The 24718-nt window shown below is 28.3% G+C and carries 20 protein-coding genes; 4 read left to right on the plus strand and 16 right to left on the minus strand.

What is annotated here, in order from left to right:
* Nucleotides 1-24 precede the first annotated feature (24 nt).
* Nucleotides 25-1560, minus strand: a complete 1536-nt coding sequence (locus tag CLOCEL_RS21175) for a PucR family transcriptional regulator (RefSeq protein WP_013291973.1) — start codon at nucleotides 1558-1560, stop codon at nucleotides 25-27.
* Nucleotides 1561-1787: 227 nt separating this feature from the next.
* Between CLOCEL_RS21175 and CLOCEL_RS21180 the strand changes: the two genes are divergently transcribed.
* Nucleotides 1788-2744 (plus strand): flavodoxin family protein, encoded by a 957-nt coding sequence (locus CLOCEL_RS21180; protein WP_010074258.1) that lies wholly within the window; start codon nucleotides 1788-1790, stop codon nucleotides 2742-2744.
* Nucleotides 2745-2843: 99 nt separating this feature from the next.
* Here CLOCEL_RS21180 and CLOCEL_RS21185 read toward each other — a convergent pair whose 3' ends face one another.
* Nucleotides 2844-3272, minus strand: a complete 429-nt coding sequence (locus tag CLOCEL_RS21185) for a MarR family winged helix-turn-helix transcriptional regulator (RefSeq protein ID WP_010074259.1) — start codon at nucleotides 3270-3272, stop codon at nucleotides 2844-2846.
* A 335-nt stretch (nucleotides 3273-3607) separates the two neighbouring features.
* On the opposite strand from CLOCEL_RS21185, the gene CLOCEL_RS21190 reads away from it, so the two are divergent.
* Nucleotides 3608-4063, plus strand: coding sequence for a DUF2798 domain-containing protein (locus CLOCEL_RS21190; RefSeq protein WP_010074260.1), 456 nt, complete (start codon nucleotides 3608-3610; stop codon nucleotides 4061-4063).
* A 294-nt stretch (nucleotides 4064-4357) separates the two neighbouring features.
* The gene (locus CLOCEL_RS21195; RefSeq protein WP_010074261.1) at nucleotides 4358-4786 is read left to right on the plus strand and encodes a hypothetical protein; all 429 of its coding nucleotides are present in this window, start codon (nucleotides 4358-4360) and stop codon (nucleotides 4784-4786) included.
* A 199-nt stretch (nucleotides 4787-4985) separates the two neighbouring features.
* Here CLOCEL_RS21195 and CLOCEL_RS21200 read toward each other — a convergent pair whose 3' ends face one another.
* A complete protein-coding gene (locus CLOCEL_RS21200) occupies nucleotides 4986-5741 on the minus strand; it encodes an MBL fold metallo-hydrolase (RefSeq protein ID WP_010074262.1) in 756 nt (251 codons plus the stop codon).
* 106 nt (nucleotides 5742-5847) lie between these two features.
* Between CLOCEL_RS21200 and CLOCEL_RS21205 the strand changes: the two genes are divergently transcribed.
* Nucleotides 5848-6255, plus strand: a complete 408-nt coding sequence (locus CLOCEL_RS21205; protein ID WP_010074263.1) for an Lrp/AsnC family transcriptional regulator — start codon at nucleotides 5848-5850, stop codon at nucleotides 6253-6255.
* 122 nt (nucleotides 6256-6377) lie between these two features.
* Here the strand turns inward: CLOCEL_RS21205 and CLOCEL_RS21210 are convergent, their stop codons facing one another.
* From CLOCEL_RS21210 to CLOCEL_RS21265, 13 genes are all read right to left on the minus strand, one after another.
* Nucleotides 6378-7193 (minus strand): MBL fold metallo-hydrolase, encoded by an 816-nt coding sequence (locus tag CLOCEL_RS21210; protein ID WP_010074264.1) that lies wholly within the window; start codon nucleotides 7191-7193, stop codon nucleotides 6378-6380.
* A 253-nt stretch (nucleotides 7194-7446) separates the two neighbouring features.
* Nucleotides 7447-8439, minus strand: a complete 993-nt coding sequence (locus CLOCEL_RS21215) for a MerR family transcriptional regulator (RefSeq protein ID WP_010074265.1) — start codon at nucleotides 8437-8439, stop codon at nucleotides 7447-7449.
* A gap of 410 nt (nucleotides 8440-8849) precedes the next feature.
* A complete protein-coding gene (locus CLOCEL_RS21220) occupies nucleotides 8850-10991 on the minus strand; it encodes a DUF4135 domain-containing protein (protein WP_010074266.1) in 2142 nt (713 codons plus the stop codon).
* A gap of 265 nt (nucleotides 10992-11256) precedes the next feature.
* Nucleotides 11257-11982: a LytR/AlgR family response regulator transcription factor gene (locus tag CLOCEL_RS21225; protein ID WP_010074267.1), complete on the minus strand. Its 726-nt coding sequence runs from the start codon at nucleotides 11980-11982 to the stop codon at nucleotides 11257-11259.
* A 26-nt stretch (nucleotides 11983-12008) separates the two neighbouring features.
* Nucleotides 12009-13313 carry a sensor histidine kinase gene (locus CLOCEL_RS21230; RefSeq protein WP_010074268.1) on the minus strand — a complete coding sequence of 435 codons (1305 nt, stop codon included), beginning with the start codon at nucleotides 13311-13313 and terminating at the stop codon, nucleotides 12009-12011.
* A 335-nt stretch (nucleotides 13314-13648) separates the two neighbouring features.
* Nucleotides 13649-13810, minus strand: a complete 162-nt coding sequence (locus CLOCEL_RS23380) for a hypothetical protein (RefSeq protein ID WP_010074269.1) — start codon at nucleotides 13808-13810, stop codon at nucleotides 13649-13651.
* Entirely contained in the window at nucleotides 13782-14417 is a 636-nt protein-coding gene (locus tag CLOCEL_RS21235; RefSeq protein WP_010074270.1) for an accessory gene regulator ArgB-like protein, read from the minus strand. Before CLOCEL_RS21235 ends, CLOCEL_RS23380 begins: the two co-directional genes overlap by 29 nt.
* A gap of 444 nt (nucleotides 14418-14861) precedes the next feature.
* Nucleotides 14862-16172, minus strand: coding sequence for a lanthionine synthetase C family protein (locus CLOCEL_RS21240; RefSeq protein WP_013291975.1), 1311 nt, complete (start codon nucleotides 16170-16172; stop codon nucleotides 14862-14864).
* A 4-nt stretch (nucleotides 16173-16176) separates the two neighbouring features.
* Nucleotides 16177-19311, minus strand: a complete 3135-nt coding sequence (locus CLOCEL_RS21245; protein WP_010074272.1) for a lantibiotic dehydratase — start codon at nucleotides 19309-19311, stop codon at nucleotides 16177-16179.
* Nucleotides 19312-19347: 36 nt separating this feature from the next.
* Nucleotides 19348-20073 carry a LytR/AlgR family response regulator transcription factor gene (locus CLOCEL_RS21250; RefSeq protein WP_010074273.1) on the minus strand — a complete coding sequence of 242 codons (726 nt, stop codon included), beginning with the start codon at nucleotides 20071-20073 and terminating at the stop codon, nucleotides 19348-19350.
* Nucleotides 20074-20377: 304 nt separating this feature from the next.
* Nucleotides 20378-21103: a flavodoxin family protein gene (locus tag CLOCEL_RS21255; RefSeq protein ID WP_013291976.1), complete on the minus strand. Its 726-nt coding sequence runs from the start codon at nucleotides 21101-21103 to the stop codon at nucleotides 20378-20380.
* 136 nt (nucleotides 21104-21239) lie between these two features.
* A complete protein-coding gene (locus CLOCEL_RS21260) occupies nucleotides 21240-22343 on the minus strand; it encodes a hypothetical protein (protein ID WP_010074275.1) in 1104 nt (367 codons plus the stop codon).
* A 187-nt stretch (nucleotides 22344-22530) separates the two neighbouring features.
* The gene (locus tag CLOCEL_RS21265; RefSeq protein WP_010074276.1) at nucleotides 22531-24708 is read right to left on the minus strand and encodes a peptidase domain-containing ABC transporter; all 2178 of its coding nucleotides are present in this window, start codon (nucleotides 24706-24708) and stop codon (nucleotides 22531-22533) included.
* Nucleotides 24709-24718 lie beyond the last annotated feature (10 nt).

Here is a 24718-nt window from a genome sequence, read left to right on the forward strand (position 1 = left end):
TTCTAATACTTTGCTCTTTGTCTATTAGAAAGAACCTTTATATTTTAAAATTTTTGAAGACAACTCTAGCTTAAATAGGATATCACCATCGTTTAAAGATATATTCAACATATCTTCAATTTTATGAAATCGATAAAAAAATGTACTGCAGTGTATATTTAATTTTTTAGCTGTATCATTTGCATTTCTATTGCATTCTAAATATGCAACTAATGTTTTTAATAATTCTCCGTTATTTTCCTTATCGATATCCTCAAGTTCTTTAATATATGGATGAATCAATGTATTAATATCAACCCTATGAACATCATTATCTATGTTTTCACATAAATGAAATATATAATATTCTAAATAGTCCTCAAAATGAAATATATAACCTTGGCTCTTTAATCTCTCTGAAAACTCTAATGCATGGATTGCTTGGTTGTAGAACTCTTTTGTATCAAGGATATTTTCGAATCTTAGACTAACTCCAGCTTTTAGATTGTTAAGTTTTAGAAATTCTATAAATTTAGCTTTATTATTTTTAGCTAGTATATCCTTTTCTTCTGTACTGACCATAAAAATAATTTTTTCTTCATAGAACGTAAAAATACAATTGTTAAGTATATTTTTAGCAATATTGATTAACTGCTTTAGTCCAAAACTATGCCTATACTCTTGATAGGTTTGAGAGAAAGGTATCGCTATTAATTGAATACTTTTTCTCACCTTAAATTCTATGTTTTCTAACCGCTCTTTTATATGTATAACATTATCAATTCTATTAGTAAGCAAGTCCATTAGATAATATTCTTCCTCTAACCCAGAACTACTAACAAACAAATTATCCCGTTCTATTTGTATAGAAAGAACTTGAGTTAAAGCATTGGTTATTTCTAAATCCTCTTCGACAAATTGTCGTTGCTTTTGAACTACGCATATATATGCTGCAGTGACATTATTAATTCGTATGCCAGAAAATATAAGACTTTTATCAGAATAGTGAAAAAATGATTTGTTGAAACTATAAATGTTATCGATACATCTATCTTTCTTCATGGTGTTAACAATATCAGTTACTAAATAATATTCATCTTTGTAGTTTAAAATATCCTCTTTAATAAAATTAGCAACATTAGAACGATTAATAATACGATAACTTGTATCTAAAATAAAAATAGGATTTTCCAAGTAACTCTCAGCTATATTTAAAGTTTTATTCATGTCATTAAAAGTGTATAAGCTGTTATAGATATTAAATTTTTTCGCATACAGCTTATATTCCGTAAAAATAAATTTACAAATACCACTATGGACTTTCTCGATACTACTTTCTGTTTCTACCTGTAACACATCTATACTCTCGTTTACCTTGTTAACAACCAATAAAATATTCTTCTTTCCATATAACAGTTCCAAATTAGCCTTTGCTGTTAGATATAATCCATTCTGAAAAATTTCAGTATCCTCGTTCAAAATATGAACTTGATCAATAATATAATCCTCATCATATTCTCCAAAAACTCTACTCTTATATTTATCTTTAATAAAGTCAACTATTGCTTTTAAATTAATCAAAAACTGCCTCCTTTAACCCTTAGAAAAATCTCTAAAAATTCATTAATTTAACTATAATATTTTCATACTTTTTTCTGATGAATAGTTTATTTCCTCATGTTAATCTTATTGAGTATGTAATCACTATAAGTTTCAATCTTAATTTTACCTACACTCGAATATATTGCTACTTTAATATACTTAGCAATATAAGTCTATTATAAACGATTATTAAAGGAGATATTAATATGGCTTTTAAAGTATTAGGCGTTACAACTGGAAGAAAAGATTCTAATTCTGAAATTTTATTAAAAGAAGCACTTTTAGCTTGTCAGGAGCAAGGTACAGAAGTAACAATGATTAACCTAAGAGATTATAACATCGTTGATTGTACAGGTTGTACTGCCTGTACCCACGGAATGTCTAATGGTAAATATGTTGGTTGTACCTTAGACAAAAAAGATGATAAAAAAGCAATTATGGATGTTATGTTAAATCAAGATGCTGTTATTTTATCAGCCCCTACTTATGATTTAATGCCAACCGCCACCTATTTAAAGTTCATGCATAGAAACTTAAGCTATGAATCTTCTTTTTTAGAAGCAATTGGAGCCGTTGAACATAAACATAGAGTTGGTGCGTTAATTGCCGTTGGCGGTTCTACTAGATCTTGGCAATCTATGGCTTTAGAATGTATGCAGGCAACTTGCTTCACAAATGACTTCAAAATTATTGATATGTTCTTGGCTACCCGCGTGCCAGCGCCAAAGCAATGTTTACTTCATGAGAATATGATTAAACGTGCTCATAAGATTGGTGAAAATATAATGACATCCTTGAATACTCCTGTTAAGAAAAGAAGCTGGCTAGGTGATGAAAATATGGGTTGGTGTCCAAATTGTCATTCTAATGCTTTGGTTTTAGGAGAAGTTCAATGGGATGGACTTCATTTCCCAATTGAATGTCAAGTTTGTGGGGCAGGCGGCGACCTTGAAAAAACAGAAGATGGTAAATGGAAATTTGTTATTGCTGAAAATGGATTATGCCGTGATCGTACTAGTGTTGAAGGAAGAGAACATCATCTAAGAGAAATTATGCATACACAAGGTGGTTTCTACACCGAAGAAAACCTAGCAAAGGTTAAAGAGAATTTTATCAAATATAATGATTTAAAATTTCCTACAATCGAAATACCTAGAGATTAATTGTGATTTCACAAACCATATAAGTTGCAGTAATGTATTATTTACCAATGAAAGTTTATCTCAGATGAAATACATTTCATTGGTAAATTGTATTGCTTTTTACCTAATCCAGTCCTTTCTTAAAAGAGCTTTCATCATAGCAACACTTTCATGACCTATTTCTTTGGCAACTTCTTCTTCTATATATCTTTTAATTATTAACATCTCACTACAGTATTCATGCCCTTTTTCAGTTAAAACTATTAGCTTATCACGATTATTTCCTTCGATACACTTCATCATAATATAACCTTGATTTATTAATTTTTTTGCACACTTATGAACTGCCTGACGTGATAAATCTATCTTCCTCGCAGTTTCAGCTACTGTCATACTTTTTATTTCCAACATTGCTAGTAGATGTGATTCAGTATCCGTTATTTCTTCTCCTTTCTTTTCTAACCAAAGCTTAATTACCTCTTTACGAAGTCTTTTATGTTTTTCACTTATTAAATCTATTAAATTTAAGTCATTTAAGTAATCATTCATTATAATATAACCTCATGTCATCTTTAATTGTTTCATAATATATAGTTTTGTTATTGAAACTATCTCAAAACTCTAAGAAAATATTTATAATTTAATATATCTCATAAAAAATCTTTATTGGAACATATATAATTCAAACTCTATACACTTTAATATTACCATATAGGATTCTTAACTTAAAACCTGACTATTCACAAATACTTATTTCATAGTTATTAGATCTCACTTATCCCTACATTTACCACAGTATTGTCAACCAATTTGACAATAAGTAATCACAATGATATACTAAATCGTAATCTTAGTTAACAATATAATATTAAAGGAGCTTTACTATGGGAAAAAATAAAAGAGAAAACTTCATATTTACACTTATATGCTGCACATTAATGGTATTGGGAATGGATGCATATAATGTGTTACTTAGAAACGGCGTTACTACTTCTTTTTTAAAGGATGTACTTATAGGGTTTGTACCTGTATTTTGCATTGCATTATTTATTGATTGGTTTTTCGTTGGAAAAGTTGCTAAATCTTTCGTATCAAAGCTAGTAACCGCTGAGTCTCCACTTATCAAAAAAATCTTACTTACATCATTCTTTATGGTATGTGGCATGTGCTTTTCTATGTCTTTGATTACTTCAATAATCCATCAAGGCATATCCACAGATTTTCTAATAAATTTTGTACAAGCTTTATCTAAAAATTTTTTATTTGCTCTACCTCTTCAACTAGTTATTGTTGGTCCAATCGCAAGGGCTATATTTTTTAAGCTATATCCTGTTGTTTAATGTAAAGCTATATTCACTGTACCTTTCAAAATAAATTTTAGAGTGAAAATTTATTCTCTTTACTTCTCTTTTGTTCATATAATTTCTTTATTGTCTGAAAAACTTATTAACTCTTCACGTTTAGAAGCATAAACTATACTACTAAATGATAATGAATCTGTATTTTTTAGCTTCTATATAACTCGATATAAATTTTCGACAAATTTATAAAATATAACTATATTGTTTTAAATAGACATGATACAATTTCTATATATTTAGCAACTATAATTACAATATAAGGAGATTGAAACAATGAAAAAAACAATGACACTAATATTTTTATCAATTATATTAGTTCTAATTTGTATGTATTTAAATTTTGGCAATTTCTTGTATGGTTCCCCTGTAACTATAGGGAATTTAATTGTTACCTTTTTATACATAATTATCTGGGGCATTATTTTAATTATAGGTATAAAAGATTCGAATTATAAGTTTATGATATATTCTTGTATTTTCTGGTTTATAATGTTGTTGCTATCTATATTAACAATATATGTTGATGCTACAGGTGCTTCAGCCAGTTGGGCAATTCCTTTTGCAGTTTTATTATTAGGTCAATGGTATGGACTTGAATTCTTTTTTTCAGATTATTTAGTTTATTACATGATGTTAGCATTTAGTTCTTTAGTAATAATCATAAATATTACCATATTAATAAAGCGTAAAAAATCAGTATAATTTAAAGTTTAGCGTCTCTTCATTAACTAGAACTTTTTACTAGCAAATAGAGTCCGTGAAAGAAAGGAAGCATCAGCACCTTTCTTTTACGGACTCCACTTTGTATTAAAAGCATTATCATCGAGTTTGTAACACTCTGAAATTATCTATGAAATTTAAGCATTACAACAAAATAATTCTTATCTTTTGCTGTGCAACATCATAAATCTATAATCTCTCCATCCTCTGGAATATAAACTCGATCTAAAACTTTGCTTTCATGCAAAAATTCCTTTAGTCCTTTTCTTGTAAGCATACAATGATTCCAAGCTTCCATATGGACAACAATAACTTTTGATGTAGGTGACTTTCTACAAATCTGAAGTATATGCTCTTTATTCATAGTAATAGGATCACCACCATCAGAAAATTGTGCAGAACCAGCAAAACTTATTATTACCTCTGGTTTATAATTTTCTAAAGCTTCCTCTACCTCTTTACACCAAATTGTATCACCAGTAATATAAACTGAAGACTCATTTTTAGCTGTTATAACATATCCAGATACAGTACCCATAAGCTTTCCAATTTGACCTGTTCCATGCTGTCCACCAGTCCTATTAAAACTGATATCATTCCAACTATAGCCCTGATCAATAGCATTAACAAAGTTAAATCCATTCTCCCCTATTTTAGCCTTATCCTCCGGTTGGCAGAATATTGCTATATCTTTATCTATTAACTTTATTGCAGTTTCATCAAAATGATCCCTATGAATATGTGTTAAGAGCATTGCATCTGCCTTTGCAACAACACTAGCATCTATAGGTAACTCTACCAAAGGATTATTGTTTTGATTTTTAACACCCGGCACAGGAGTCATTTCCCCTTTTGAAGCAAGTATTGGGTCAACTAAAATTGTTTTGTTATTTATATTTAATTTTAATGTCGCATGACGTATAAGTTGAACTTTCATGGTATTTCCTCCCTTTATATGATACATTTATTATATGATATAGTAAATTTTCTTCGAGAAAGAAATATACCATTTTCAGTTTCATGATGAAAGGAAACTTCTAGTTATGCTTGATCAAACAGATATTCAAATTTTAAACCTACTAAAAGAAAATGCTCGTCTTCAATGGCGTGAAATTGGAGAATTAGTTCATTTAACAGGCCAAGCAGTATCAAATCGCATAAAAAGGATGGAGCAAGCAGGAATTCTTCAAGGATATACAATAAAAATTAATTCCTCTAGCCTTTGCAAAACAGCCTTTATTACTGTATTTATGAAAACCTTAGATCATCCAGCTTTCATAAAATTCGTAAAAGCTACTGAATCCGTATTAGATTGTGACCGTATCAGTGGAGAAGGTTGTTATTTATTAAAAGTAAACTTTGTTGATGACGATGACCTTATGGGTTTACTAAGTAAACTTTTAACGTTTGGGAACTACCGCGTAAATATATCTATAGGTAAGGTGAAATAGGTGATATATTGAGTGTGTGAACTATGGTTATTGTAACTAATTTGCATACCTTTTCCTATGTAGAAATTTATGAATATTCTTACTTGCCTTCATAATCTCGTTAATACAATTTAGTATTTAACTCAATTATTCTTCTTGAATTTATACCACACACTCCAATGCTCAAAGTCACATACTAAGCATTCTCCTGATATATCCTTTAAATAAGTACCAACACATTTTCCTTCAATAATAGTTGAGACATCTCTTATAACCTCTTCTACAAAAGATACATCATAAGGCTCCTCATTATATTTCGTATGTCCATGATATATTTTTTCAAACTTATTGCAATATACTTTCAATCCTTCTATACTTTTAAGATAATTCTTTAGAGATATAGATTCCTCCAAATGCATCCATAGTCTTCCTATTATACTATCTCCCGCAAATAGTATTTTTTCTTTTTCATCTAACAAAACGATGCTTCCTTTTGTATGTCCAGGTGTTTCGATAACTTGCAATACCCTATCCCCTAGATCTATTAAGTCACCTTGTTTTATAGATAATATCTTGCAAGAAGCAACATTAATCCATTTCTCAATATCTTCTGAAGTAACATTTGACGGAATCATATCTTTAAACATTTCCATGGAACTTTTCCTTATATCTATTGAATAAGCTTCATCATATAAAACTTTATCTTTATCTGATATATAAGCTTCTTCAAACTGATAATTTCCCCAAACATGATCACAATGGCCATGAGTGTTTACAACAACTAATGGTAGTTCTGTTATGCCTTTCACTACCGAATATAAATTGTTAAACCCCATGCCAGTATCGATTAATAACGCCTTATCTTTTCCTATAATTAAATAAGCTGTAGCCATTCCATTATCATCAATTAAATAAGTATTATCTGAAATTTCTCTTAACAAAAATGATTCTGTATACATATAAATACCCCATCCATGTACTATAATTTTATAATAAATTTCTCTCTGGAATTTATTACTTTAATTGTACATTATATACCAGCTAAAACAATTACCTAAAATCAGATTACTTACCACTAATTAAGTAAAAATCAAATTATATAAATCAACTTCACTTTTGCTTTCATTATGAAACATAAAAACTCCCCCTTTATAATTCATAATTACTATTATAAAAGGGAAGATACGATGACTATATGTCTTTATTTATTATCTATTCTTGTGTCTTGAATTTTATTGGGAACAATAAATCTATTTGCTGTTCCCTGTCTTTTGGCCAATCAAAATTTGAGTTATATACATGATTTAAATGTTCTTCAAGTAATCCACCCATACATTGTTCTCCATCAACAGCATAATTAGCTTCATATTTAGGATTATTTATATTCACCCAGTTAGATACCCATTCCCACTCATGAAAATTGGGAAAAATAATCGAATGAGCTGCATACATTCCGCCTTCAAAATGCTTCTTTTTAAGTGGTGCAGGTACTTCCATATCCTCAGGAATCGTTACCCATAATTCATATCCATAATATTGTCTTTCACTTGATGGGTTTGGATGATTGAATCCAAATACACGAGCATCTGGTTTGATATTATACAAATTGCTGTCCTTTAGAAACTTCTCTAGCTGGTTGCCGGCATTTTCTTCAGGATTTTCCCCAATATAGTGACTTGATGCTACTGTATATGGTGGTAAATGAATAATCCTAACATTCTTTAGTGTCGACAAACTTTCTGTCGCCTTATTTAATTCTTCCATTGACCGTTCCTCCTTAAGGTTGCTTTTTTGTAGAGTTAAGGAGGATACTATGTTAAGTATGGAATCATCACTAAGCAAATCTAATTTTAGTCTGAGTTTTCCTTGCAACTGAAGTTTCTCAACAAGACTATTTAGTATTTCTCTAATTGTTGTCAATGCTGATATCTCATCCGTCAACTGATTTATATTCTGCTTAAAGACTTCAATAGCCATAATAGCATCTTCGCTACTGAGTATATCTCTAATTTGCTTTAAGGGAATTCGCAACTTTCTCAAAATTAGAACTTGTTGAAGAGACAGTATCGCCTTTTCATCATAGACCCGATAAGAGTACCCCTCTTTTTTCGTGCTATCTATAAGTCCTATTTGTTCATAGTACCTCAGCGTTCTTGTAGATATATTAAAAGTCTTCGATACTTCGCTAATTGTTTTTAATTCCATTATTAACTCCTCCTTCCTTATTTAAAAGTATAAAGTGCGACACCACGTCAAAGTCAATGAAAGTCTTATGCTTTATTTACTATTAATTAGATTACCTTAGTTATATTCCAAAATAATCTCTAAAGGTAATTATATTTAATATATGTAAACACTTACATTAGTTTGTATCTTGTTACAGTGTATTATTAGTCTAGTATCAAGCCATCAACTGTAAACAACCTTATTAATTAGAAAACCTTAGAGTTAAGACCTATCCTATCAAAAGCTTATTAGAAGATAGTACAAAAGGAACTTTAATCTAGAATTACATCTAAGATTAAAATCCTTTTATAAATTGCCTTACTCCACTCTAAGAAATTGAACTATAGCAAGCTGGAGCAAACTTAATACTTTTACAGTTAAATTCTAAATTATATAAACAATATTTGTGGCACTATATCCTCATTATATATTCTGATTAATCTATAGCCTTGCCCAATTGTACCATACTTAAAAGACAGAGGTCTATCTTCAAATTTTATCTGCTTTTTTATGTTTTCTATAAGGTCTTCTTTTACCAACCTATTTAAATTACTATTACAACTATTAATTAAGACATCATCTTCTAAGCTACTAGCTGCATATCTCACTAATTCAATATTCTCTATATCCCTATTATAATAAGTACCGTTTCCAAATTCCTTCTCTATAATATACTTTATGGTTTCATTTAATTCCTGTACTATCAATCCATCGTTGTAACCATATTCTTTTAAGATACTCCTACTAATTAAGACTTTTTTATATGTCTCTTTTTTTCTACATTGTTTCTTAGACCCTATACTCCTCTCAATTTTAAGCAATTGTTGAATTTCGTGTTCAATTACAGCGTTCTTTTTGATATATAAGAGAATTGAAAAAATAACTACAACTCCATTAACATCATAATTCAAGCTGTTCTTGCACACCTCATTTTTCCAGAATCCCAATACTTTGTTATAAGATAAGTCAGCTATTTTAAATACTCTATTTATATTAAAATCGCTTAACTTCTCCTTATATATAGCTAGTAAAATTATAGTGAATGCTTCCATATCTTCTAATTCCAACTTATCTGTGCTATTACTTAGTATGGAGAAAGCCAATGAACTTATTTTTATAACTGAAGATTTTATGAATTCATCTTTAGTTATCATATATATTTTTAGAAGCGTATAGGTTACTTCAGCACTCTCTCTAAGTGTATGGTTTTCAATAGATTTTTTATTCATAGCATAAATTACTTTTCTCATAGACTCAATAGATGCAGCTATAAAATATGCTTTTTGGGTTACAACCCCTAAATATAATAAGAAAATAGCTATTCCACAAGTCCCGTAACTTATACTATTACATTTATGTGATAATTCCAACTTGTTCCCCAGCTTTACATCAGTTATCCATGACCTAGTAGTCAATGAATTTTCAACCCCAATAATACTTTTTTGTATTATATAATCACCTAACTTAATAGCAATTTCTTTTAGTTCTTCTTTATTGAGATTATCATAAGTATCACCGACTAAGAATTTAAAATTACTATCCTGATACTTAAATTGCACAAAACGTACATCTAAAAAATATAATTGTTGCTTTAAATCATTTTCCGTAAAATTATAAATTTTGGGAATCATATGAGATAAGATTAAATGATCACCCTTAAATAGCTCATTAATTATCTTTATTAACTGACTTTTATTACTACTAATAATATTGTATCTATATTTGTATCCAGACTTTATTAAGTTAATATAATTCTTAGCTAAGCAACTCATATCTTCTGATAGAAATTCAATATTATACACAGAATAATCTAGGATTTTTTTAGCTATATCTGTGGATGAAATCTCTTGATTAAATATTTCTTCTTGAACTATAAATAAATTTGTACAGTTTAATATCGAAGGGCAATTCCTTAATGAAATAATATCTTTTTTCTCAACTTTATTACAATCCATCATATATAGTAAAGCTAATAATTGTCCAGAATTAAAGTAATATTCTTCGAGGTCCTGGGGAATTTCATTTGCTATATTTTCTATAAAACCGTATCTTTTATAGTTTAATAAACAACTTGTGCTTAACTTATATTTATCAGGTAACTTAGAATTAGTCCAATTAATAATATAATTGAACCTCTCAATATCTTCTAAAGCCCTCATCTTAAATACAATGCTCTTGCCATCTGAAAACCAAATTATAGCACTTCCGTCTAGAAGATAAGAATCTATTTTCACTATCTCTATATGTTCATCTGTATTCAAAATCTTCGATTTTATATCAAACAAATTTTTTTCAGTCAATTTTATTGCCCTTAATATAAACATGAAATACTCAACTATCTTATCCTGGTCTAAAATATTTTCATAAAAATACTCAACTAAGTAAGTTATAAATTCTTTCTTATCTTTAACTATATCCGGAAGACTTTTATAAAGTCTTGCTACCATTTTGCTTATTCCATGAGTAGCATGCTTTTCTTTTGGTATACTTTTTATGCATTCTTTTTTAGCACTATCATTATTGGATAACAACTTTTTCCCCCCTTCATAATAAACTTTTTGAAAGTTCTTTTTTCAATAAAACTATATCATAGATTATAAAATAAACTTTCTTTACGTAATAATCGCTGTATTTTAGATAATAATCATAGGATTTAAATAGATGTTAATAATAAATCTAATCTTTTATAAATATATTTTTTAATGCAATAAAAAAATCCCCTAGTGGGGACTATAAGATTAATTATATATAAATTTTATTTTTTAATATTTGACTTGTTGCTCTATTCCATATATATTATTCAATTAAACCTTTTAACATTCTAGTTGATATTAAACACCTTTCACCATTTACCATATGAATACATCTATTATTTAAATCAATTTCTTTTATATTTTCCTTGTTAACAATATATGATTTATGGCATCTATAAAATCCACTATCCAATTTTGCTTCTATTTCCTTCATCTTTCCATAAAACTCAATTTGCCTATCCATTGCATGTACAATTACTTTATGTATTGTAGAAGATGTTTCAAAAAATAAAATTTTACTATATTCGATATTTATAATCCTATCATCGACCTTTATACTAAATATCTTTTGCAAATCAGTGGACTTTGTGGAATATTTCTTATTAGCATCTAGGATACATTGATGTACCCTTTCTTTTATATTCCTATAATTATCCTTTATTATATAATCCATTGCCTCAACCTTATATATAAATGTCAAATAACTCATCTCTGCATGGGTTGTAACAAACACTATAAATCCCCTAGGATCGTATTCTCTTATCTTTGTAGCTAACTCTATTCCATTTATAGTCGCCTTTAAATCTATATCTAAAAAATACAAACCCACTCCATTATTTTCTTTTATAAAATCTATAATGTCATCTGGCTTTTCTGTAGCTAAAGCTAATTTCATATCAAGCTCTTCAATTAGAACTATATTCTCAATTGCTTTTGTAATCCTTTCTCTTTGTTCCTTATTATCCTCGCATACAAATATGCTTAACACACTTAATTCACCACTTTTCATACATATTATTTATTTGTTATTTCAAAAACCTGCTTAAATTCGCCATTTTCCACAATTGTTTCCATATGTACGTTTTTATACTTATCAGTTATTTCCTTCAGGTTATATAATCCTAACCCTCTATTTTCTCCCTTTGTGGAAAATCCTTTTTGATACATTTTATATATAGGTACTTCTTCAACAAAATTATTAATTATCACTATAATTACTGAACTTTTTTTATTTATAAGGGCAACTTTTACCAATGGCTTGTCACACTTTTCTGATGCTTCAATGGCATTATCAAGAACTATCCCGATAACTCTGCTTAAATCTATGACATCCATATTTATTTCCTCAATAGGCTCTACAATATCTATAAACACATCTATTCCAATTTCTTGAGCTCTAATCAACTTTGAAGAAAAAATCCCTTTGATTTCTACTATCTTAACATTTTTCAAAAGGTCTATTCTAAAATTCTTTGACTCCATTCCTTTTCCTAATGGGAGTATTTTCTCATTAAAATATTTCTCTAACCCATCAATATCTTTTTCTTCTATATAACCGATCATAGAAGAAAGTATATTAACATAATCATGCCTAAAACTTCTCATATCTGTATATAACTTTTCTATTTTGTCCGTATATTCCTGTAAACTTTTAAATTGTATTTGCTTACTTTTAAAGTCCATCTCCTTGTTTATATTGATAATGAGTATATACATGATTATTATTAGTAAAACAAAATAAGCCATAAATAGTATTGCATTCATTATGCCACGCTCTAATCCCGAATCTAGTTTTGATTCGAGAACTAAATTAGCATAAAATATTACTATTGCTAAAACTAGACTTACAATAATTAGTATCGCAAAGCTTCCCCTTAATTCTAAATTAGATATATTTAATTTTCTATTTATAAATACTCCTAACACTTTTGTTATTATGAAGATTAATACTAAACCAATAAAAATCAAAAACCAATATAGCATTGAATTATTTCTTACCATACTAATATCAAAGCCAAATACTTTAAATGCAATGATTCCGACAATATTATTTGACAATATCATTATTATTAATGATATTAATGGAATAGATACACTTCTAACAAAACTTTTGCTATTCCAATATATGTATATAGCTCCAACAGCAAAGATAGGTATTATTGCGATAAATTCATTTATATTTAATAAAGCTGTTGCAAAAACTTCTGTTATAAGTATCAGTAGCACACCTTCTTTAAACTTTATTTTGAATGAATTAAGATTAATCATAGCTGTATAAAAAAGAATAATTGAGCCTAATTGCATTAATAACTTTTCCATAATATGACCAATTCTCCTACTAAACGAGTTTACATATCTAGTTTTAACTATTACTCTTATATTGTACCATATCTCTTATTTTTTTACTAATAAACTAAATCTCTCAAACTCGTTATTTGTAACTTTTTCACCTTTCCTTACTCTAATTCTAGATTTCAAAGATTTTTAAAAAGCATAGCAAATGTTTCTTTGTGTTCATTTCCCATTCCATTCTCCTTTATCAGTTGTTACAATCATAACATCTAATATAAATCTTTACGCACAGGTTGTTGCCCATGCTAAATATACCTAAAAAGAGTTATAACCAGCTGTTAGGTTATAACTCTTTTATACCATTACTCAATATCATCTAATAATTCTATTGGAATAACTGGCTCATATACATTAAGGAAAAGACATAATCCTCTAGCTCGATCTCCTAGTTTTACTGCTTCATTTCCTATTTCGCCAATTACCATATCCCCTATCTTAATTAATTCCTCTCTCATATTTCTCATAATTCTTATACCCCCTATTTAATATTCTATATGTTATCGGTAATATACTTATAACTTGTGCGCCTGTAGCTATTATAATCATAGCTTTTACTGTTGGATTTTGGATTATTAAAGTCAAAATCATTAGAATAATTCCCACTGTAACGCTTTGTCTTCTAAGATTTTGTCTTAATTTTTTACCTATTAATGGATGATTCTCCGTGTCTGCTGGAGCATATCTATATAAACATATGTTTATAAATACGAATATTATAAATACCATGAAATTATTTAGTGTTATATAATAGCTTATAAATGCTCCAAACACATCAATTGTCAATGATGTTATAGTGCAAACTATGCTATTTTGTGCATGAAGCCCAAAAGAACTTTTTCTAATACTCGCAAAAACTAGTATCATAAACAATGATTCTTTCAATAAATTTACTTGTGCCGCTACTAAAAAGATTACTATGAGCTTAGATAAATTAATTAATATTATTTCTATACCTAACTTCATTTTCATTAATTCTAACCCATCTTTGTTTAAATGATTGTTCAGTTTCTGTGTTATCTTTTCTGCTAATATTTCAACCCAATTTATTTTTATTTTTAATTTTCCTTCCATATCTATCACCCAATATAATTATAAAACACATTATTTTAAAATTTTTATTAAATAGCATAATGACGGTAAGTAATAATAAGTGTGTGTCGTTTCTAGCCTTTTAGTAATAAACGCTTTCATTTTTGTAATAACTGCATTCGAAATCTTATGCTCGTATCACATATTCTCGTAAAAATCTTAATATTAATTATGTCTCGTTAAACATTATATTCTTATACAAATCCTATACTTATAATATCTATTAATCTCTAAAAAAAAATTATCCGTCTCCATACTGGTTAACGAATAATTTTCATACTCACTCTTATATTTTTAAATACCTCTTAATAGTTTATTACTATTTGATTTTAGTTCCATTATAAATTATTTGAATAATTCTTTCGTAACATTTAACACAAAAGCGTTCATAAATGTATATCACCTATTTTAAATAAAAATTCAATATTAGTTTATTACAAATACCGATTCCCACTCAGTACTTTTTTTCTTAATGAATTGCAATAACACAAGAGCAACACTAATAACGCCTCCAAACACTGTGTAGTCATCCATTGGATATTTCTCTGACATACTACTTATTTCCCTGGTATAAAATTTGAAAGGTTCTTCTTCATCGAAATATTTTAACGTTTCATCAATTAGCTTAGATATTATATCTAAAAAATCTTCATCTAAAGTATCATCGTACATTAATGTAAATATCTCCAATACACCAGCCGTCCCATGACAAAACATTGGTGAAGTTAACTGCATATCTTCAATTGATAACTTTGATATAGTTTTTAATGAATATAAAGCATCATCAATATACTTTTGCTTTTTTATAGCTTTACCTGCCAAATATATAGCTCTACTTATACCGATAGTACCATAACACCAACTACATCGTTCTAATGGTATTTCTTCAAATTTATCAATCATCTCATAAGGTATTCTCCCTAACCAATATGTAACGTTATCATTCTCGATTTTATATTTGTAAAGTTCTTTTAATATAATTTCTATAGCATCACTTTGTCCTTCTACTTTAATTCCTCTTATTATTGAGATTGAAAGAAATGCAAGTACTCCAGATATTCCGTGAGCCATTCCATTGTTTAGGTATCCATTAGGAAATCTTTCTCTGTCTAGAACAAACTCCTCTTTATCAGTAATATACCAAGATGGTCTTTCAACTCCATTATAAACTTTATTCATATATACAAAATCAATCAATGTCTTTAAAATTAATCGAATAGTCTTATCTATTTCTGCATTGTCCTTGAATCTTAACAAGACCCTTCCAATGCCTACTAATCCACCTATGCATTCACAATATCTCATAATCTTATTATCTTTAATTGTTATAATATACTTCTCTATGCTACTAACCATTATTTTTAATAATTCAAATATTTCTTCATCAATATCCTCATCAATTCCTATAATATCTTTATATGAATTAATGATTAAAGCTATTCCAGAAGAAACTGATAACCCATGAAAACTAGATAAATTTTTATTCATAGAATGAAAATTTTGCTTTATTTGATCTTTCACTAAACCTAAATCTGAACTATATAATTCTCCTAAAAACCTAGCTATATCAATTACATATCTAGGACTAATTTTTTTTATTTCTGCCTCTAAATCATCAGATTTCAAAACATATCTGTACGCCTCTAATATATTATTGGGGTCTTTGTAAAAAACATCAAGGCTTTTTACAATCTCCTCTATCTTTAATTTTTGCTCATCTCTTAATAATACTTTCATATCTTTATCCATTAACCGCATTTTTAAAATATTTTAGAGAATACAATGTATGTCTTGCTAACGCTAAGCTCTCTCTTTCCAATCCTCTATTGATTCCAAAAAATCTATTACAAAACATGTGAATTATTCCACCAATAATATTGTCTACTGTATTCGTTAACTTTCCTTCAAGATTAAGCTGTTCAAGTTTTACTCTATATTTCTTAATACTATCTTCTCTCATAGAAATAATATTATAAATAAGCTCTCCTTCTTCAGTTTCTCTTAGTCCTTTCCAATAGTTATCTGAATTACATATCTTCATTAACTCTTTTCTTATTTTACTAAATTCTTTTCGATATTCTTTTTGCTCTATTAATTTATCAAAATACTTTAATTGCTCTTCATAACTAAATCCAAAGTCATCCATAAGCTTAACTATGTTTATTGCTGCTATATTTTTAGAATCAATAGTTATCATTTTACGATTTTTAAATTTTAATAATTCACTAACTATTATACTATCCACATTGAATATGTCTTCAGCTTCATCAAAGATTTCTATGCCACCATACCTCTCAACTTCCCTAAAATATGTGTCTTGTGTTACTTTGAACAGAAGTTTTTCATTATACATTTTATTTAGAAAATCCTTGATTTCTTTATAGAGCTCCAGTTCTTTTTCTTCGACACATTTTAGTCTTAATCTTATATGAGGCTTTTCATCTGAATATCTAATAAAGAACATTTTTTTAATCAGCTTCTTATCATATAACTCTTTAACGAAAGGGTTAATATAATTTCCTATTATCTCATCTTCTCTATTTTTATCACCATATAATTTTAGATATATCCATTCATCGAAAGGTAGAAAAACTCTTTCCTCGGAATATTCATAACTTTTTTCTTGATCTATAAGTTTAGGCACTATATTTTCCTGTTTATACTCATCATAAGCTTTTCTTATTATAGGTACCACGATTTCTGCACAATATCTCTTATTATCAATAGTAATGCCGCTGCTGATACCTCCAATAACTTCTTGCAATCTAACCTTCTGCTCAGAAGACTTCTTTAATTCCTGAAAAATTATTCTTACATGCTCTTTTTTTTCTATATCCAATACCAATCGATTATCACCAGTTCCTAAATAAATATATCTTACTAATTCATTTTCTTCTGCCCAGTTATAAAACTTTTCTTCAAAATTTTTGTCTGACGTTGTTATGTCTAACATATCAAAACTTAACAACCAAGTTTGAGGAAATAAAATTATATTATTAAATTTGATTCTTGGAACATACCAAAATTTTTGTCTGCTCATAAGCAATGTATCGATTAATGTTAAACTCTGGTTGTCATTACTTAGTTCTAGTAATAGCCTGTAAATATTATATGTTATGGTGTAATTCAACATGTCGTGGGAATAGAATACTACTTCTTTATTCTTTTTCCGAGATTTTAAATAGAACTTACCATTCCTCATTCCTACAACAAGATCATCTAGCGATAATTTATATTCTTCATCCTTACTTGAATTAACGCCTATTGGCAACTCATAATCTAGAAAATTAAAGTTACTAACTACATTACTACATTTTTCAATTGGATGGATAGAAGATATTTGAGCATATATTATTTCTTTACTAAGTGATTCAGTATCTCTATCAACTTCCTCTTTAATTCTATTCACTTCACTTTCATTAAATAAGTCCATAAACCTGCCAAAGGTTTTTCCAATGCGTCCAGAACCAATATTCGCTCCCAATACTAAATCATATCCCTCTGAGCTTTCATCATTATTTTGATTCAACAAAAAGTTTAATTCAAAAGAAGTAGGCAAATCATTAATCTTTGATTTATTTAAATTCAATTTTTCAATTTCTTCCTTTGTTATGATAACTTCCTTTGACTTAATGGAAGAAAAGTTCATCATTTTCATTGCAAAAAATTTAGTGATTTTATCTTCGTTAACACTAACTTCATCCTGCAGTACTTTTTTGTTTGAAGGCTTTGAATATGTAGCTGGATACCCAATTCCCATAGACTCGTCGGTAAGCTCTAATAATGGAACTTCTTGTCCTTCACTATATCTTTCTATAAATTCCCCTTTATAACTTTTCAAATATGATTTTTCTAAATACCTACATCCAAAGGTACCCAAGATTTCTCCAAAAGATTCTATCTCATTCAAAACTTCAGTACTTATTACACATTCTTTTTCTGAAATTCTCATATCTACCTGAAGATATTGATCATTCCTACAAATTTTCTCCATACTGCATATTATATTCTTATATAGTATTTGGCCTTCTCCAACCTCTGTTTTATTATATTCGTCTATGGAATCTTCTAGTTCTTTAATTTCGTTCCCCTCTGCTACACCAATATCTATAAGCTTTTTACAAACATATCCTAAAGGATTACTAATATTAAATATTGGTCTTAAATCAGTTATCAAATACTCTTTCTCTATAAGTTCTAGTAAAAATTTATATATACTTTCTTCTCCAATTTCAGATGTATTTTCAACAAACTTCATCATTAATTCATTAAAATTTATATACTCTTTAGCTAAATACAGCACTGCTTTTACAGCACCTGAATACTTAATAGTAGTACTAAAATTTCCATCTTTATCTTCTTGTCCATACTGCGTTACAATTTTATTCTCTATACGACTTCCTTTTTCTAACAATGTCCCTGAAACCTTAACCCTAAGTTTCTGTAAAATATCCTTATTCATCTCTAGCTTTCTAACTAACTTCAAAAGCCAGGAAGAATCTACTCTTGCCCGTTTCACTCTTGGATTATTGCCTTTAAAACTTATTTTAGAGATATTATCAATTTCATCAAACTCCCCAATTGTTATACCAGAAGATAATCCAAAAGGAGTTGGTCTGGTAGTAATTCTTATATAATACTTCAAAAATGAACTTACTATCTTTTCCTTATCCCCTTGTTTTTTTTCCAACGCCTCATATAATGAAGAACTTGAGACTAAAATTATTTCTCTGAGAATATTATCTTCATTAAACTTTTTCAAAACCCATTGATACATATCGTCAACATTGGCCAATGAATCTACATAATCTCCAATTGGTAGGCTTGGACACCTTAACATAAAAAAATCACTTGCCTTATATAATTTGTTATCCATATTAATTCTCCTTTATTAAAATACATTGAACTTTTCTTATACGTATAAGTTTTTTATTAATCTAACTGATGCCAGGCATATATCGCCATTTTCCATGTGTACTATTCTATTTACTCTATCAATTTCATTAATTTTCTTCTTGTTTACGATAAATGATTTATGTATCCTAATAAAATTTTCACATAAACTTAGCTCTATATCTTTCATTTTTCCATAAAACTCAACCTTGCGTTCTTTCGTATGCAATATCAATCGATGAACATTTTCTGATGTCTCAATATAGATAATTTCGTCTGTATTAAAACATAAGGTTTTATCACCTAAATTAACCTTTAAAGATTTGCTTTGTATATTATATGGACATGTATATCTTTCATACGCAGTTACTATACATTCATATATTCTTTGTTTAATCATCTTGAAATTATTTTTTATTATGAAATCCAAAGCTTCAATTTTATATACAAAAGTTAAATAAGCCATCTCAGCATGTGATGTTATAAATATTATAAAACCACTAGGATCATAACTTCTTATTTTTTCAGCAAGCTGAAATCCATTTAACGGATAGTTTAAGTCTATATCTAAAAAATATATACCACTTGTAGTTGAACTACTAACTTGCGTGAGTAACTGATTTGGATCATTTGTTGCCAATTTGAAGTTAATATCCAAATCTTCTATTAAAACAGTATCTTTAATAACCTTTTCAAAACTATTTCTTTGTATTTCATCATTTTCACATAAAAATACACTTAGCATACCACACTACTCCTTGAAACTTTTTTACTAATTATCTCTCCAATTACTATTATTTTATAGTAATTTTTGCTATGAATTCACTATTTATAATATAGAAATACTTCTATATATTATTTGATAAACTAAATATAAAAAGTTTGCACTCATTACAATAACTTCAGCAGAAATTATATACTAATCGTAAAATACCTATAAGTTAAAATTTGTAACCCTCTTAACATATCCTTAGGTATATGAAAATAAAAAGTTAGGTTATAGCCCTGCCAAACATAATAGCTTAAGCTCTTTAACCTAACTTTTTATCTCAACAAATATTGTCAATTAATTCTTTATATGAATTAAATTTTATATATCCCCTACTTCTCCAATATTTTAGCTCTGCATTATCTAATTCTATGTCTACATCATATGTTTGTTTCAAGGCTAAAAAATATTTCTCCTGATATTGAGATGGAACTAACTCACTTCTTCTTTTTCTTTCAATTAGATTTATAATTGACTCTGCATATTTAGGGATTGTTTCATTATTAAAAATAGGTGAGTCTATCATATTAGGCATATCAACTGTGCATGCTATACTACAAGCCAAATGTGACCCCCATGACTCTACTATTTTACTTAAATACATATTCGTTTCCTTTGCTGAATTGCAACTAGCAGTTACTACAGTAATACCTAACTTTCCGTAAAATGGAAATAAATGTAGCCAATATGCCAATCTATCTATAAATACCTTAGTATCACCAGAGACAGTACCTGCCAACACAGGACTTCCGATTATTATTACATCTGCAAGTAACATTTTCTTTTTGATTTCATCAAAGCCATCTTTCTCATCTAGCACACAAAAACCCTTGTTAAAACACATTGCACATCCTATACAAAATTCTAACTTTAAATCTTCCGCTACAAAAACATCATATTCTACCAGCTCTTTAGATGTTTTAACAATACCATCAATTACACTCTTAACTACTTTTAGAGTGTTTGAATTATGTCTTCGACTGCCCACATATGCGAATATCCTCATTTTTTGTATCATTCCTTTCGTTCCGCTCAAAACGTAAATTATTATGAAAAATATTAACATTGATCAAAGTATAAAAATATCCACTTTATTTTTTTACATATTAAATTGATTACATTACCATATTACAATCTGTATACTAACTTATAAGTATTTCTGAATTAATCAATTCAGTAAACTTTCTAGCACCTATCCTATTTAAGTGTGCTGCATCATAAAAATCATCATCATTAAAGATGTTACTATTAAAATAATCATATACTTTTACATCTTTTTTCTTACTTATTTCTTCTATTATTAATCGAAATTCATTAGTAATTCTTTCTGATAAATGATAATAATAATATTTACTAGTTGGAAGAATGATGATATATGGTGTTACGTTTTTCTCTTTAAGAAATTCTATATATTCATTTAATATTTTTATATTTTCTGCAACTGTTTTTGGATAGTTCTTTAAAGAATCTTTTTTTGCATTTTCTTTTCCCATTTCTATTTTTTGTGATGTAAGATTTCCACTGATGTATTTTTTCCATCCAACTTCACACTCTTCTTTTATATCCTTGTATATTTCATTTTTATAATCTTCAATTAATATTTTCTTTAAAAACATTTCCAGTTGCCGAAACTCTTGACACTTCTTATCAAAAGAATCATCTTTATTATGTATGTCACCAATAAATGGATAATAGTAGTATACCCTATCTTTAATACTCGCCTTTGATAAGTCAAACTCAAAACTATAATAAGTTAAACCTATTAATGCAAATTTAATATGACTTGCATACCTATCTTTATTTAAAATATATTTTGCTACTTCATAGTCATAAAATATATCTTGACTTGAAATCGCAGCATTTATAACATTACCACTAATGACTTCTTCATCAATTCCTACTTCTGCATATGATAATCCTGTAATAAACCCATCTATCATTTTACTATTTTTATTTAATTTATATAAAAAATTGCCTATTTCAAAGTCATAATAATCATTATAGTATTTTTTGAAATTTATTATCCTACTATCATTGCCTACATTATCATCAATTGTTGATATCATTAATTCATATGATAAATCTTCAATTCCTTCCACTCCAATAATCGGTATAGAATCTAATTCTTTTCCTATATTTTTTTCATTATTAGTTATAATTGCAATGACATTACACTTATGTACATCTATTAATTTTAGAATTTTAATTAAATGTGTATTTATTCCATATATAACTATATTAATCATGTATTTGCCTCTATCCTTTTATAATTTAGAAAAGCTCGCTTCATGCTTAAATTATTTTAATGTCTATCCAAAATATTTTTAATCTTACCATTAGTGTGAAAAAAATCCCTTGCTCCTTTAAAAGTTTCCTTCCGAAGCAAGGAATTTCAGATTATAAAATCATTCTTTATTCTTTTACATACATTTATTATATGTTTTCATTACTTCCATTTTTCCAAAGGTCAGAGTAATACCCGTCCTTACCCATAAGTTCTTTATGATTACCCTCTTCTATAACTTTACCTTGATCAATTACATAGATCTTATCACACTTAACAATTGTACTTAATCTATGTGCAATTATTATTGTAGTAATATTTTCTGTGCAATTCTCAATAGTATTTTGTATTGCCTTTTCAGTTATAAAATCTAGATTAGATGTAGCTTCATCCATAATTAGTATATCCGGCTTTTTAATAAGGGCTCTGGCAATAGCTAAACGCTGTATTTGTCCTCCAGAAAAATTCTTTCCATTTTCCTCAAGTACAGTATCATACTTCAATTGAAGACTTTCGATATAATCATGTATATGTGCTTGTTTACATGCCTCTACTATTTCATTATCTGTTACATTTGGATTAGAAAATAAGAAATTCTCCTTTATAGTTGCTGAAAAGAAAAAGGAACTCTGTGATATATATGCTATTCTATCTCTTAATTTTTCCTTACTTATATCTTTTATATCATAACCACTTATTGATATATCACCTTTTTCGAAGTCATAGAAATTCATCAATAACTTAACAAGAGTAGTTTTTCCTGATCCACTTTCACCCACAAATGCTATTTTTTCTCCTGCTTTGATATTTAGATTAATTCCTTTCAATATCAATTGCTTTGCACCATATCTAAAATATATATCCTTAAATTGGATATCACCATATAGACTTTCAGGAATTATCTTTTTTTCTTCTTCATTATCCTTTTCCTTTTTTAGGACTAATATTTCCCCAAGCCTATCTGCAGCAACCATAGCACTTTGTAATGTACCCTGTAAGTTAATTATTCTTTCTATAGGTCCAATAAAATATATTAGCAATGCATTAAAACTAATTAACATACCTATGGATAATTGTTGATCTAATATAAGTATTCCACCTATCCATCCAATAAGTATTAAAAAAACAGATTGTACACAATTTTTAAATGAACTTTGTAAATTTTCGATATATCCAAGCTTTATAATGCTATTTATAAATTTCATGAATCTCTTCTCAGTTTCACCTGCAACTATACTTTCTCCATTAAAAGACTTTATTACTTCTGCCCCATGTAATGATTCAACTAAATAGGAATCCAACTTAGCATTGCTCTCCATATATTTTCTGCTTTCTTCTTCTATAGGTCGTTTAAAAATAGCTACAAGAGCCAAATATATTACTATAGGTATAAAACACACAAAAAACATTATGTGACTTTGCCTATATAAAATAAATCCACCAACTATAGCCATTATAGAATCTATCATTAATGTTAATGTTGCAGATGATAATGCATCTCTTATAGTACCACCATCATTGAATCTAGAAAGAATTTCTCCTACTTGCCTCGTCTCAAAAAAATTCATAGGCAATTCTACAACATGCTTATAGTATCCCAATAAGATTTTTGAATCGATGTTCGTGGCCAATTTCACCAACAAAATATTCCTAAAATAACTTACTACTTCCTTAAATATCATCAAAAAAACAATTGACATCGATAGCAGACCAAGACTTTTTCTCGAATTAATAGGCAATATATTATCAATCAAGAACTGAAAATACATCGACCCAAAAATACCCAATACTGTAACAAATAATGATAACATGAATATCTTTGCTAAAATTAATTTTTGCTGCTTTAATACACTAACAAAACTTGCTAAGACTCCACTCGCTTCGTTTTTAGGTTCAAAATATTCTGATGGTGCCAATAAAATCATTATCCCTGTCCAAATTTTATAAAATTCCTCTGGCGTATATGTAACAATTCCTCTACTGGGATCTGCTATTATTATTTTATCTTCTGATACTTCATGAACTACGATATAATGCATTAATGAACCTTCCATTACCACATGTGCAATGGAAGGCTTAGGGAACTGTCCAAAAATATCATCAAGGTCCTCTGTTTTAACGGCTTTGCTCTTTAATTTCATTTCCTTTGCAGCCTTTAATATTCCATATACAGTAGTACCTTCACTGTCAGTTCCACTGAGTTCTCTTATTTTAGACAAATGCATATTCAAGCCATAATGTCTTGCAACAGTTGCTAAGCAAGCTATTCCACAATCCTTATTATCATGTTGTTTTATGCACATGTAATTTTTTCTAAAAAAATCCAACCTTATTCCA

Origin of the sequence: Clostridium cellulovorans 743B (assembly GCF_000145275.1) — a bacterium.
GTDB classification, from domain to species: domain Bacteria; phylum Bacillota; class Clostridia; order Clostridiales; family Clostridiaceae; genus Clostridium_K; species Clostridium_K cellulovorans.